The sequence below is a fragment of the Pseudomonas sp. H3_D04 genome (genome assembly GCF_054669175.1).
Window position 1 is genome coordinate 557,139 of sequence record NZ_CP162801.1, and the last position, 13,577, is coordinate 570,715.

The window sequence follows — 13,577 nt, forward strand, 5'->3', positions numbered from 1 at the left end:
TGAGTTCACGGGGCCTTTTTGCGATCAGGCCGCTACAGTGGGCAGGCGCCCTTCAAGCATCAGGCCCATGCGATTGAGCGCGTGGACAAGGCTGATCAGATTCGCGTAAGTGACCTGATGCACGGCGGCCCAGGCAGGGCGGTTGATCAGAAAGCCCCCATTCGCCGTTCGCTCAATCATCGTTCGCACAATCTGATTCGACCGGCTGCGATGGATCAGCGTCAACGTGTCTTCCGACCTTTCAATGGTGAACATGCCCTGGCGGAACAGCAGCTGATTGATTTGCTCAGACGATCGTTGAATGACCGGAGTCGGCATCTGCAAGCTGATGTCGGCATACAGGGTGTCGAAATCACCGCGCATTTGAGCGCCGGCCTCCGAAACATCACGGCCGACCTCGATGCCATGGTCGATGCCCAGGTGCATAGGCTGGTCTGGGCCCACTTCTTCGATGCGTAGACCGATACCTCCCTCCGTTTCGCTGATGCCGGCCATCCCCCTGAATGTGTTTGTACTCTCCTGGTCGGTGAGCGCCAGCCATTTTCCGCCGCCATTGCGGGCTTGAGTGGCCTGCATGATGGTATGGGTGAGGTAGGTCTTGACGGATTGTCGTGAGATGGCACGGAAGTTTGAATCTGTGTAGCGATAACTCGCCAGGCAATCGGTGGCCTGGATTCGAATGCCGTTCTGCTGGGCCGCTTTGACGACTTCAAGAGGGGTGTACTGTCCGGCAGGATCACCTGGCAGTTTCTGCAGGTACTTCTCCAGCATCCCATGCATGTCCCCGGTTTCGGCGAACTCGTTCAGGTCGACCTGATTGAAGTCGTTGAGCAGGCGATGCATGTAGATCGTCTTGACGCCTTGTTTCGCCAGGGTCTGCATGTTTTCGATCAGGAACCGCATGCTGGCAATGCGATCCTGACTTTCACCGACGACAAGGCCGGGCGCAGTGTTGAAAATGTTCTCGATGAGTTCCGTCACGGTGGTGGAGGGTGTGATCACGGGCTGCACCGGCCGGGCGGGCAACGAGGCAAAAAAGTCCTCCGGGGTCTGGAATACGATCGCATCCCTGATCAGCACCGCTCGACGCCCAGCGACATACTCTTCGTAGGGGGAGACTCCTCTGATGAACCCGTTAGGCATGGCCACGACTTTTATATGGGTTTCCGGCTTTCCCAGGGCCAGGAAGTTCAGCGAACGTCCATTGGGTGCATCGTATCGCGTCAAATGACTGAAAAAATCAGACCTTGGCCGGGCGTGAGTCGTCGGCCTGGAAGGACCGGGTACGGGCGCAGGCTTGCTGAGGCCTTTGCCGCCGCCTTTCAATCCGGCTGTGGGTGCCAACTCCCATTCGCCCTCGTCATTCAGGCGCACGGGAATCGATCCCGTGGACGCCTGCGGATGACTGGGGTCGATGATCGCCCACGTACCGCCACCGTTGATGTCGGCTTCGTAGCGCACGTAATAAGCCTGATCGTTCATCATGATGGCGGTGGAAGGGTTTGAGTCCAGCGTATAGATACCCTGGAATTTTCCGCTCGTGGCCATCGGGTAGTTTTCGAGGATTTCATTGCTTTGGTAGTGCTCCGGCACTTCAAAAGCTTCGGCGGTTTCCTCGGGCAGGGTCGGCAACACACCCGGTTGCACAGGCCCTTGCTCTGACTCTCCGGGCGCCAGAGGGTCTTGCGTGACGACGCTTTCTTCCGGATTGAGGGTCTTGTTCAAATCCGCCATCTCGGTCGCTTCAGCCGCCTCGGCCGCAGCCCCGACGTCTTCCAATACGTTGACTTCCTTGAGCAGCGGAATGTTGAACAGCGCATTGATGCCATCGAGCACCGCGCCAATGACGCCGGCCTTGCGCTGCGCCGCCGTTTTGCCATTCACCGCCTTGTCGATGTTCAAGCCCATCGCGGCGAGGCTGGCACCGATCACCGGCAGCGCGATTGGCCAGCCCATCATCGCCAAGGGACCAAAAACATGCAGACCGGCACTCAGGTAACCCAGCCAGAGCTGTTTGCGCATTTGTCCGTGGGTCACCAGCGTCAGGTCCGCCTCTTCCAGCATCGTGCTCTGGACTGCCCGGCTCTGCCAGGTGAAGGCATCGCCACTGATGGTGATGTTTTTCTGATTGATCAAGTGATGGTCGTATTTTCCCCAGGTGCCGACCAGCTGGTTCATCAGCGGAGTGATGTTGTCATGGACTTCCTTGCGAACCGACAGCGGGAAATGGGTCATGAACTCGGTGCGCGGCTGCGCCTCATTCATTTGCAGCAACATCCACCAGTGCATGTCCGTTTGTGTGGGATGCACGTGGAAGGCCTGTGCGGCGCCGGGAACATAAGTGATCTGTCGGCCGTTGCGGTCAACGATGCGCAGAATATCGGTGGCGACGTGCCCTGCGACATCCAGGGCGCAGACACGAAGATCCGCAGGCGCCGTGGTTTGGGATTGCAGCGTCGCCAGGGTAATCGGCCAGGCTGCGTCAGCGACAACGGCCCTTACGACGGTCTGGAAATCGTCCTCTTCCAGCTGACCGTTTTGCCGCGCCTCGACCGCTTTGCTGAGGTAGCTGGATTTGGCCAGGGTCCGGAAGTCATCGAAATGCGTGGTCCAGAAAGCGTTCAGCTTATTCAGGTAGCGTTCACTGAGGTTCATCTCCCACAGGTCTGTGAGGACCTTGCTGGGGTACATCCGCACCTCGTTGGTTTCATTGAAAATGCTGGCGTTTGCGTCTTCAGTGTAAAACCCGCCGTTACTGTTCAGTTCGAGGGCGTCGTCTTGATCGGTCACGCGATATCCCTGGATCACCAGTTGCGTCAGGGTCAGTGATTCACAGGGTTTGGGGGCGTGTTCCCAACTCAGAAAGGCCTTGGTGCTGCTGGCCGAGACGTTATCGAACCGATGCCACCAGACCTGGTCAGGGTCCTTGTCGGTGATGCCGTGTTTTTTCAGGATTTCACTGGCGACCGCGTGGGCTTCTTCCTTCAACCCCGGACAGGCTGTGACAACGACGGGGGCAATCGTTTTCAGCTGCTCCCTGTCGGCAGCATTGGGTAACGCTTCAGTACTTTGATCGGCAGGCATGATCTCGCTCCTTGAGAAATGGGCCGTGAGGATGACCCGTTTGCTCAAGGCAAGTGCACTACATAGTTATGCCCACATGCCTTTCGTGACCGTGTAGGGTCAGCGCCGTGCCACATCCGAAAAGTAGAACTTGTCGAGGGTATGCCGTGATTCGGTGTATTCGAATTGGCGACCGTCCTGCAGGAACGTCTGGTTGCTGACCACGATCACATGGCTCTGGCCGTCGAGGTCCAGGTGGTGTTGGTCGTCCTTGCTTCGAGGGACCGCTTCGATGGTGCGCTGGGCGTAGGCGATTTGCAGCTGCAGGGTCTGTTCGATGAAGGCATAGATCGACTGCTCGGCGATGTCGCGGTTCAGGCCGGGAATCACGTCGCTGACGAAATGGTTGATGTCGAGGATCACGCGTTTGCCGTCAATCCGCCGCACGCGCTTGATCCGCGTGATCAGGCTGCCTTCTTCAGCCTTGATGTGGTCGAGCAGCGGGCCTTCGAGGGGGATTTGGGTGAATTCGACCACCTCGGTGCTGACGTCATTGCCCAGTCGCGGATAGGTCTCCTGGAAGCTGACGATGCCGCCCAACTGGAATTCGATCGGGTTGGTCGACAACACGAAAGTGCCTTTACCGTGGACTTTCTGGGCGAAACCGCGCTCCTGCAATTGCTCGATGGCCTTGCGCACGGTGCCGCGGCTGGCCTGATAGGTGTCCATCAATTCGGTTTCGGAAGGCAACCGGGCGCCGCGTTCCAGACGTTCGGTCGTGATGCTGGCAAGCAGATCGCTGTAGATCTGGTTGTATTTACTCATGGGGATGGCTCTGTGCCGCGATGTACTCAAGGTTTCGAACCTTAAGGGCAGGGTAGGGGTTTGTCCATGCGGCTTTGGGTTTCATCGTTTCGGGAGGTAGGAAAAGTCGCCGATTGACGGGGTCGTAGTAAACAAAATCAAACTCGTCTGTACGAGTTGTTGCTTTAACTCGTACAGACGAGTACTTTTCGCTTCGGCGTGCTGCCAAAAACAAAAAACTACAGCGGAAGAAAAGCATGAGCCACGACTATCCGAACATCGCCAGCGAGCTGCTGCAAAGCCTCGGTGGGAGCGACAACCTCGAGCAGGCCGCGCACTGCGTCACACGTCTGCGTCTGGCCCTCAAGGACCCTAGCCTGGTCGACAGCGCCACGTTGAATCAGATTGACCTGGTGAAAGGCTCATTCTTCACCGGTGGTCTGTTCCAGGTGGTCATCGGCCCCGGCGAGGTTGAAAAGGTGTACGCCGAACTGCGCCGTCAAACCGGTCTAGCCGCCTCAACCATCGCCGACGTTAAACAAAAAAGCGCCGACAAGATAAACGCGATGCAGCGTCTTGTGCGGGTGTTTTCCGACGTGTTCATGCCGATCCTGCCGGCGTTGATCATTGCGGGTCTGTTGATGGGCATCAACAACCTGATCGGCGCCAAGGGGATGTTCATCGAAGGCCAGACCCTGCTGGATGCCTACCCGAAACTCGACGGGCTCTGGAGCCTGATCAACCTGATGGCCAACACCTCGTTTGTGTTCTTGCCGGCACTGGTGGGCTGGTCGGCGGCCAAGCGGTTTGGTGGCAGCGAAATTCTCGGCATCGTGCTCGGCCTGATGCTGGTTCACCCGGACCTGCTCAACGCCTGGAACTACGGCAAAGCGGTGGCCGGGCTGGACGGGCAAAGCCTGCCGTACTTCGACATTCTCGGGTTGTTCCAGATCGAGAAGGTCGGTTATCAGGGACAAATCCTGCCGATCCTGCTGGCGGCCTATGTCATGAGCGTCATCGAAAAATGGCTGCGGGCGCGGGTGCCGAACGCCGTGCAATTGCTGGTGGTGCCGATTACCACCATCGTGGTCACCGGCGTGTTGGCACTGGCCGTGATCGGCCCGGTGACCCGGCATCTGGGGATTCTCATCACCGAAGGCGTGGTCATGCTGTTCGACCTCGCGCCGATGGTCGGCGGGGCGATTTTCGGGCTGCTCTACGCGCCGCTGGTGATCACCGGCATGCACCACATGTTCCTCGCGGTCGACTTGCAACTGATCTCCACCCAGGGCGGCACGTTCATCTGGCCGATGATCGTCATGTCCAACCTTGCCCAGGGCAGCGCGGCACTGGCGGTGTTCTACATGACCCGCAATGTACGCGACAAAAGCATGGCCTCGACCTCGGCGATTTCCGCCTATTTCGGCATCACCGAACCGGCCATGTTCGGGGTCAACCTGCGCTACAAGTTTCCGTTCTATGCGGCCCTGTGCGGCTCGGCCCTGGGTTGCATCTTCCTGTCGCTGAACAAGGTCCAGGCCTCGGCCATCGGAGTGGGCGGCTTGCCCGGTTTCATCTCGATCATTCCGCAGTTCATTCCGATGTTTGTGATTGGAATGGTGATTGCGATGGTCGTGCCGTTTGTTCTGACCTGTGGGTTGAGCATGAAGATTATCCGGCCAGGGTATCGGGTTGCCTGACAGACCGGATTCCCGAGCAAGGCCTGGACAAAATTATTGAAGGAATAGCGCCATGCAAGACTGGCAACGTTCGGTGATCTATCAGATCTACCCGAAGAGTTTTCACAGCCACGCCGGCAACCCCACGGGAGATTTGCTCGGCGTCGTGGCCAAGCTCGATTACCTGCAATGGCTGGGTGTCGATTGCCTGTGGATCACGCCGTTCCTGCGTTCGCCCCAGCGCGACAACGGTTACGACATCAGCGATTACTACGCCATCGACCCTAGCTACGGAACCATGGCCGATTGCGAGTTGCTGATTGCCGAGGCGGGCAAGCGCGGGATCAAGCTGATGCTCGATATCGTGGTCAACCACACCTCGATCGAACACGCCTGGTTCCAGCAGGCCCGTAGCAGCCTCGACAACCCGTACCGCGACTTTTACATCTGGCGCGATCAGCCCAACAACTGGGAATCCAAGTTCGGTGGTTCGGCCTGGGAATACGAAGCGCAGACCGGTCAGTATTTCCTGCACCTGTTCGATCACACCCAGGCCGACCTGAATTGGGACAACCCGAACGTACGCGCCGAAGTCTTCAAGATGATGCGTTTCTGGCGCGATAAAGGCGTGGGCGGTTTCCGTCTGGATGTGATCAACCTGATCTCCAAACCAGCGGACTTTCCAGAAGACAACACCGACGGTCGACGCTTCTACACCGACGGCCCGAACGTGCATGAATACTTGCAGCAAATGCACCGCGAAGTCTTCGAAGGTCACGACCTGATCAACGTCGGCGAGATGTCGTCCACCAGCCTGGAACACTGCATTCGCTACTCGAAGCCAGAGTCGAAAGAACTGTCGATGACCTTCAACTTTCATCACCTGAAGGTCGATTACCCGAACCTGCAGAAGTGGATTCGCGCCGACTTCGACTTCCTCGAACTCAAGCGCATTCTCTCGGACTGGCAGACCGGCATGCAGGCCGGCGGTGGCTGGAACGCGTTGTTCTGGTGTAACCACGACCAGCCACGGGTGGTGTCGCGTTTCGGCAACGACGGCGAGTTTCGGGTGATCTCGGCGAAGATGCTCGGCACCGCGCTGCACTTCCTTCAGGGCACACCGTTTGTGTATCAGGGCGAAGAACTGGGCATGACCAATCCGGGGTTTGATCACATCGATCAGTACCGCGATGTCGAGACGCTCAACATCTTTCGCCTCAAGCGGGAGGCCGGTGCAAGTGATGCCGACAACATGGCGGCGATCATGCAGAAATCCCGGGACAACGGCCGTACGCCGATGCACTGGAACACCGAGCCGAACGCAGGATTCAGCGCCGCAGAACCCTGGATTGGCGTGCCGGCCAACGCGACGCAGATCAACGTCGCCACCCAGCTCGACGATCCGGACTCCGTGCTGCATCACTACCGTCAGTTGATTGCCCTGCGCCGTAGCGAAGCGCTGATTTCCGATGGCGTCTATCGGCAATTGTTGCCGGAGCACCCGCAAATCTGGGCGTATGTGCGTGAAGGTCAAGGCGAGCGTTTGCTGGTACTGAACAACTTCTATGGCACGCCGTGCGACGTCGAGCTGCCCGATGACGTGATCAGCGAAGCCATGACTCAACGCCTGGTCATCAGCAATTACCCGAACTGTCCGCCGCGAAACCGGCAGATTTCTTTAAGGCCCTATGAGTCGTTCGTTTTGCACCTGACCGACTGACCGACCACTAAAAACACCGACTTCAAAAAAAACGCAGAACGCTGCGCGGGGGAGTTTTGCGCGCCGAATTTGCGGAACAACACAATAAAAATAATGGGGTGGTTCTTGAAAACAACACTAAATCGCAGCCTTGCTGCCGCGAGCTTATGCCTGGCGTTGCCGTTGTCAGCGCAGGCCCTGGAGTTCGGCGGCTACGTGCGCAGCGGCGTCGGGACATCGGTCAACAGTGGAAAACAACAGTGTTTCCAACTGCCCGGCGCGCAGACCAAATACCGCTTGGGCAACGAGTGTGAGCAGTACGGTGAGCTTGAACTTCGCCAGGACCTGTACAGCCTGGACGATGGTTCGGTGCTGAGCGTCGACGGCATGGCTTCTCTGTATAACCAGTACGACAAGGACCTGACGTTCAATGGCGACAATGGCTCGGTGCGCATGCCGCAGTTGTACGCGCAGTGGTCGAACATGCCGAGCCTCAACGGCGGTTCGCTGTGGGCCGGTCGGCGTTACTACAAGCGAAACGACATCCACATCTCCGACTTCTACTACTGGAACCAGAGCGCCACGGGCGGTGGTATCGAGGATGTGCTGATCGGCGATCTGAAATACAGCTATGCCTTCTCGCGCAAGGACAACCTGTATCAGAAGGACTACATCAACCGTCACGATTTCAACGTCGCCGGTTTCCACACCAACCCCGGTGGTGAACTGGAACTCGGACTGAGCTACATCGACAAACCCGACAGCCGCGACGCACACCGCGGCTGGGCAATCACCGCACAGCATGTGCAAAAAGGTTTTCTGGGCGGCAAGAACAAACTGGCCTTCCAGTACGGCGAAGGCCCCGGCACCGGGCTGGGCTATACCGGCAACGTAAAGCTGGACGACAGCAACAAAAGCTACCGGGTGGTGGAGTTCTTCGACTGGCAAGTGACGCCACGGTTTGGCGGACAAGTCGAGGCGGTTTACCAGAAGGATATTCGCCCGGACGGGGCCGATCAGAACTGGATTTCCCTGGGAATTCGTCCGGCGTACGCGATCACCGAGCAGTTCAAACTGGTGACCGAACTGGGCCACGATCAGGTCGAAGCTGCGGGCGGCACGCGCAAGCTGAGCAAGTTCACCTTCGCCCCGACATGGTCGCCCAAAGGTCCGGAATTCTGGGCGCGGCCCGAAGTGCGTCTGTATTACACCTATGCCAGCTGGAACGAGGCGGCCAAACGGGCAGCCAATGAACTGGCGGCGGGCTCGGCATTGTCCGATACCGGCGCCTTCGGCACGGCGCGGCACGGTGCGAATGTCGGATTGCAGGTCGAGTATTGGTGGAAATAAGCGATGCTGTCGGAGCCTCGCGCTCCATCGGCACTTCAAAGAACAAAACAGCAGGTGACGTCATGGCCACACCCCAACAATTGCAACTGCACGCCCCCCTGTCAGGCGTATTGGTGCCGCTGGACCTCGTGCCCGACCCGGTGTTTTCCAGCCGTCTCATCGGCGACGGGCTGTGCATCGACCCGACTTCAACGACCTTGTGCGCGCCGCTGGCCGGGGTTGTCAGCAATGTGCAGGCCAGTGGGCATGCCGTCAGCATCACTGACGAAAAGGGTGTGCAGGTGTTGATGCACATCGGCCTCGACACGGTGAACCTGGCCGGAAACGGGTTTACGCGGCTGGTGGAGGAAGGCCAGCAGGTTGACGTTGGGCAGGCGCTGATCGAGTTCGATGCCGATTTTGTTGCATTGAATGCCCGCAGCCTGCTGACGTTGATGCTGGTGGTCAGTGGAGAATCGTTCACCTGGCTGGCGCCGGAAACGGGTCTGGTAGACAGTGGCCAGCCGCTGCTGAGCCTGAACCTTGTCGAGCAGACAAGCGATACGCCGCTAACCGAAGCGGCCGAAGCGCTGTTTTCAAAACCGGTGACGCTGGCCAACCTCAACGGCTTGCACGCCCGTCCAGCCGCGGTATTCGCCCAGGCGGCAAAAGCTTTTTCGGCGAGCATCTACCTGCATAAAAAGCAGGAGACTGCGAACGCGAAATCCCTGGTGGCGATCATGGCGTTGCAGACGGCGCACGGTGATGTCATGCAAGTCAGCGCGGCCGGTCCGGATGCGGAAGCGGCGATCAAGACGCTGGCCGAACTGCTGCTGACTGGATGCGGTGAAGTGGTCGCGGGTCCGATGCAGGTTGAGGTAAATGCGGTCGAAGCTTCATCGCTGACGGTGCTGCGCGGGGTTTGTGCATCACCCGGGTCGGCGTTTGGCCAAGTGGTACAGATCGCCGAACAAAACCTGGAAGTGAATGAACTCGGCTCAACACCGCAGGTGGAACGCGATCATCTGTCCCGTGCCCTGGCCGAAGCACTGGTGGCCCTGCAACAGCTGCGTGACAACGCCAAGAGCGACGCGCAGGCCGACATTTTCAAGGCGCATCAGGAGCTGCTCGAAGATCCTGGTCTGCTGGAAGTGGCTCACGTGCTGATCGATGAAGGCAAAAGCGCCGGGTTTGCGTGGCGCTCGGCCACCGAGTCAGCAGCCACCTTGTTCAAGAGTCTGGGTAACTCCCTGCTCGCGGAGCGGGCTGCGGACCTCGCCGATGTGAGCCAGCGGGTGCTCAAGCAGATCCTCGGCGTACGGGATCAGGTGATGGAGCTGCCTGAAGGGGCGATCCTGATCGCCGAACAACTGACGCCGTCGCAGACCGCCGGGCTCGATACCCGCAAGGTACTGGGTTTCGCCACGGTGGGTGGCGGTGCCACCAGCCACGTCGCGATCCTCGCCCGGGCGTTCGGTTTGCCGGCGATCTGCGGACTGCCGGTACAAGTGATGGCGCTGGTCAATGGAACCCAGGTGTTGCTCGATGCCGACAAGGGCGAATTGCAGCTGGATCCGGATCTGCAGGCCATCGAACAGCTGCAAGCCAAGCGCCAGCTTCAACAGCAACGCCGGCAGCATGAGTTGGCGCACGCAACACTGGCCGCCTGCACCCGCGACGGTCACCATTTTGAAGTGACGGCCAACATCGCTTCGCTGGCGGAAGCCGAGCAGGCCATGGCACTGGGAGGCGAGGGCGTCGGTTTGCTCCGTTCGGAGTTTCTCTATCTGGATCGCAACCATGCGCCGAGCCATGACGAGCAGGCGTCTACCTACAACGCCATCGCCCAAGTACTCGGGCCGACGCGCAATCTGGTGGTGCGCACCCTGGACGTCGGCGGTGACAAACCGCTGGCCTACGTGCCGATGGACAGCGAAACCAACCCCTTCCTCGGCATGCGCGGGATTCGTTTGTGCCTGGAGCGCCCGCAGCTGTTGCGCGATCAGTTCAAGGCCATCCTTGGCAGTGCCGGGCTCGCTCGCCTGCACATCATGCTGCCGATGGTTACGCAGCTGGCGGAGTTGCGCCTGGCTCGGCAACTGCTCGAAGAAGAGGCGCTGGTTTTGGGCCTCACGGAACTGCCCAGGCTGGGCATCATGATCGAAGTGCCGGCGGCGGCACTGATGGCGGACCTGTTTGCACCCGAGGTGGATTTCTTTTCCATTGGCACCAACGACCTCACGCAATACACCCTGGCCATGGACCGCGATCACCCGCGGCTGGCCAGTCAGGCCGACAGCTTTCATCCTGCGGTGCTGCGCTTGATTGCCAGCACCGTAAAGGCCGCGCACGCCCACGGCAAATGGGTTGGTGTGTGCGGCGCCATGGCCTCCGAGACGCTGGCCGTTCCGCTGTTGCTGGGGCTCGGGGTGGATGAACTGTCGGTGAGTGTGCCGTTGATTCCGTCGATCAAGGCAGCGGTTCGTGAGCTGGACCTGATGGACTGTCAGGCCATTGCCCAGCAAGTGCTGGGCCTGGAAAGTGCCGGACAGGTACGCGAGGCATTGCGCCTGTATCACGAGGCGACGGTCGATACTTCACTGGTTCTGGAGAACTGAACATGTTCGAGAAAATGCAGCGGGCGTTCTGGAAAGCGTTGACGCCGGATCTGGTGGCGGAGGAGCCGAAGGCAGTTGTTCAGCCGGTGTCCGGGTTGCCAGCGAATGTCGTGGACGCACTGGGTGGCGTGGATAACCTCAAGTCTCAGCAGCCTGTAGCGTTGACCCGGGTCCGGGTGGCGTTGCGGGATGTGGCGCGGATGGATCGGCAGGCATTGAGTGTGGCAGGTGTGCCGGGCGTCATGATGCTGGACGACGGGGTGGTGCATCTGATTACCGGCCTGCAGCCATAACCGATTCCCTTCAGGGGGATGTGCGGCCCTCGGTCGCCCTTACTGTTTCTCATCCGCAGGTGTATCGTATTCGCCTTTTACAGGCCCTCGGGCCTGTCGCTGATACGTGAGGTAGTTGAGTTCATGTCCTTTACCCGTCGCCAAATCCTCGGTGGCCTGGCCGGTCTTGTTGTCGTTGGTGTCGGAGCGGGGGGCGCGTCGCGGTACTGGCTGGGCAAGATGGCTGATGCTGACGCCGGTCATGACTATGAGCTGATCGCCGCACCGCTGGACGTCGAACTGGTCGCCGGGCACAAGACCGAAGCCTGGGCGTTCGGCCCTTCGGCACCGGGCACCGAGTTGCGGGTTCGTCAGGGTGAATGGTTGCGGGTGCGTTTCATCAACCATCTGCCGGTGGCGACCACCATTCACTGGCACGGCATCCGCCTGCCGCTGGAAATGGACGGTGTCCCGTACGTTTCGCAATTGCCGGTGCTGCCTGGGGAGTACTTCGACTACAAATTCCGTGTGCCAGACGCGGGCAGTTACTGGTATCACCCGCACGTGAACAGCAGCGAAGAGCTCGGCCGCGGCCTTGTCGGCCCGCTGATCGTCGAAGAGCGTGAGCCCACCGGTTTCAAATACGAAAAAACCCTGAGCCTCAAGAGCTGGCACGTCGATGAAGAGGGGGCTTTCGTGGCCTTCAGCATTCCTCGCGAAGCCGCCCGTGGTGGCACGGCGGGACGGCTGTCGACCATCAACGGTGTCTCGCAAGCGGTGATCGACTTGCCCGCCGGGCAAATCACCCGCGTGCGCCTGCTCAACCTCGATAACACCCTGACCTATCGCCTCAATATTCCTGGCGTCGAAGCGCAGATCTACGCGCTGGATGGCAATCCGGTGGAGCCGCGCCCGCTGGGCAAGGAATACTGGCTCGGCCCGGGCATGCGTATCTGCCTGGCGATCAAGGCGCCGCCCGCCGGTGAAGAACTGTCCCTGCGCAACGGCCCGGTTCGCCTGGGCACGTTGCGCTCGGTGGCCAACACCGATGCACCCACCGAATGGCCCGCTGCCCTGCCGGCCAACCCGGTGGCCGAGCCCGACCTGGCCAATGCCGAGAAACTCAACTTCAATTTCGAATGGGTGGGCTCGGTGTCGGTCAACGTCGACAACGGCAAGCCGCCGAGCCTGTGGCAGATTAACGGCAAGGCCTGGGACATCACGGACAAGACCTGCGCCGACCGCCCGATTGCCAAGCTCGAAAAGGGCAAGAGCTACATTTTCGAATTGAAGAACATGACTCAGTATCAGCACCCGATTCACCTGCACGGCATGAGCTTCAAGGTCATCGCCTCGAACCGGCACAAGGTGATCCCGTACTTCACCGACACCTACCTGTTGGGCAAGAACGAGCGCGCACGAGTGGCGCTGGTGGCGGATAACCCCGGCGTGTGGATGTTCCATTGCCATGTGATCGATCACATGGAAACCGGCCTGATGGCCGCTATCGAGGTGGCTTGATGCGTCAGATACGTCCCGCCGCGATCATCGACCGCAGCCGTGACCGCGACTTCATGCGCGAAGCCCTGGCCTTGGCCGCACAAGGCGCGGCGCTGGGTGAGGTGCCCGTGGGCGCCGTGTTGGTGCAGAACGGCGAGATCATCGGTCGCGGATTCAATTGCCCGATCAGCGGCAACGACCCGAGTGCCCACGCCGAAATGGTCGCAATCCGCGCCGCAGCCTTGGCCGCCAGCAACTATCGTCTGCCAGGCAGCACGCTGTACGTAACCCTTGAACCGTGCAGCATGTGCGCAGGGCTGATCGTGCATTCACGGATTGCGCGGGTGGTGTATGGCGCGCTGGAGCCCAAGGCCGGGATTGTGCAGAGTCAGGGGCAGTTTTTTACCCAGGGCTTCTTGAACCACCGGGTGTTGTTTGAGGGCGGGGTGTTGGCGGAGGAATGCGGGGCGGTACTCAGCGAGTTTTTCAAGGCTAGACGCGCAAAGCCTACTGAATAAACACAAAGCCCAATGTAGGAGTGAGCCTGCTCGCGATGGCGGTCTGACAGTCAATATTGATGTGACTGTCAGACCGCCATCGCGAGCAGGCTCAC

The 13,577-nt window shown here is 59.7% G+C and carries 9 protein-coding genes; 7 read left to right on the forward strand and 2 right to left on the reverse strand.

What is annotated here, in order from left to right:
- Positions 1–24: 24 nt before the first annotated feature.
- Complete coding sequence (locus AB4N91_RS02765; protein ID WP_460112096.1) at positions 25–3,084, reverse strand: membrane-targeted effector domain-containing toxin; 3,060 nt, start codon at positions 3,082–3,084, stop codon at positions 25–27.
- 99 nt (positions 3,085–3,183) lie between these two features.
- A complete protein-coding gene (treR, locus tag AB4N91_RS02770; RefSeq protein ID WP_010457814.1) occupies positions 3,184–3,888 on the reverse strand; it encodes a trehalose operon repressor in 705 nt (234 codons plus the stop codon).
- 236 nt (positions 3,889–4,124) lie between these two features.
- Here treR and treP point away from each other — a divergent pair, with 236 nt between their 5' ends.
- The 7 genes from treP (at position 4,125) to tadA (ending at position 13,482) form a co-directional block, all read left to right on the forward strand.
- Positions 4,125–5,567, forward strand: coding sequence for a PTS system trehalose-specific EIIBC component (gene treP, locus AB4N91_RS02775; protein WP_145308456.1), 1,443 nt, complete (start codon positions 4,125–4,127; stop codon positions 5,565–5,567).
- 52 nt (positions 5,568–5,619) lie between these two features.
- A complete protein-coding gene (gene treC / locus AB4N91_RS02780) occupies positions 5,620–7,266 on the forward strand; it encodes an alpha,alpha-phosphotrehalase (RefSeq protein ID WP_460112097.1) in 1,647 nt (548 codons plus the stop codon).
- Between the two features lie 105 nt (positions 7,267–7,371).
- Complete coding sequence (locus tag AB4N91_RS02785) at positions 7,372–8,595, forward strand: carbohydrate porin (protein WP_460112098.1); 1,224 nt, start codon at positions 7,372–7,374, stop codon at positions 8,593–8,595.
- Positions 8,596–8,657: 62 nt separating this feature from the next.
- Positions 8,658–11,192 (forward strand): phosphoenolpyruvate--protein phosphotransferase, encoded by a 2,535-nt coding sequence (gene ptsP, locus AB4N91_RS02790; RefSeq protein ID WP_169857887.1) that lies wholly within the window; start codon positions 8,658–8,660, stop codon positions 11,190–11,192.
- Positions 11,193–11,194: 2 nt separating this feature from the next.
- Positions 11,195–11,485 (forward strand): PTS transporter subunit EIIB, encoded by a 291-nt coding sequence (locus AB4N91_RS02795; protein ID WP_010457805.1) that lies wholly within the window; start codon positions 11,195–11,197, stop codon positions 11,483–11,485.
- Positions 11,486–11,608: 123 nt separating this feature from the next.
- A complete protein-coding gene (locus AB4N91_RS02800; protein WP_083375818.1) occupies positions 11,609–12,985 on the forward strand; it encodes a multicopper oxidase family protein in 1,377 nt (458 codons plus the stop codon).
- Positions 12,985–13,482: a tRNA adenosine(34) deaminase TadA gene (tadA, locus tag AB4N91_RS02805; protein ID WP_077749326.1), complete on the forward strand. Its 498-nt coding sequence runs from the start codon at positions 12,985–12,987 to the stop codon at positions 13,480–13,482. The genes AB4N91_RS02800 and tadA overlap by 1 nt, the downstream gene beginning before the upstream one ends.
- Positions 13,483–13,577: the final 95 nt, after the last annotated feature.

Bases quoted from the DNA above. Each gene is read 5' to 3' on its own strand.
- AB4N91_RS02795 (WP_010457805.1), top strand. From the start codon at position 11,195: ATGTTCGAGAAAATGCAGCGGGCGTTCTGGAAAGCGTTGACGCCGGAT.
- treP (WP_145308456.1), top strand. From the start codon at position 4,125: ATGAGCCACGACTATCCGAACATCGCCAGCGAGCTGCTGCAAAGCCTC.
- AB4N91_RS02765 (WP_460112096.1), bottom strand. From the start codon at position 3,084: ATGCCTGCCGATCAAAGTACTGAAGCGTTACCCAATGCTGCCGACAGG.
- treR (WP_010457814.1), bottom strand. From the start codon at position 3,888: ATGAGTAAATACAACCAGATCTACAGCGATCTGCTTGCCAGCATCACG.
- ptsP (WP_169857887.1), top strand. From the start codon at position 8,658: ATGGCCACACCCCAACAATTGCAACTGCACGCCCCCCTGTCAGGCGTA.
- treC (WP_460112097.1), top strand. From the start codon at position 5,620: ATGCAAGACTGGCAACGTTCGGTGATCTATCAGATCTACCCGAAGAGT.
- AB4N91_RS02800 (WP_083375818.1), top strand. From the start codon at position 11,609: ATGTCCTTTACCCGTCGCCAAATCCTCGGTGGCCTGGCCGGTCTTGTT.
- tadA (WP_077749326.1), top strand. From the start codon at position 12,985: ATGCGTCAGATACGTCCCGCCGCGATCATCGACCGCAGCCGTGACCGC.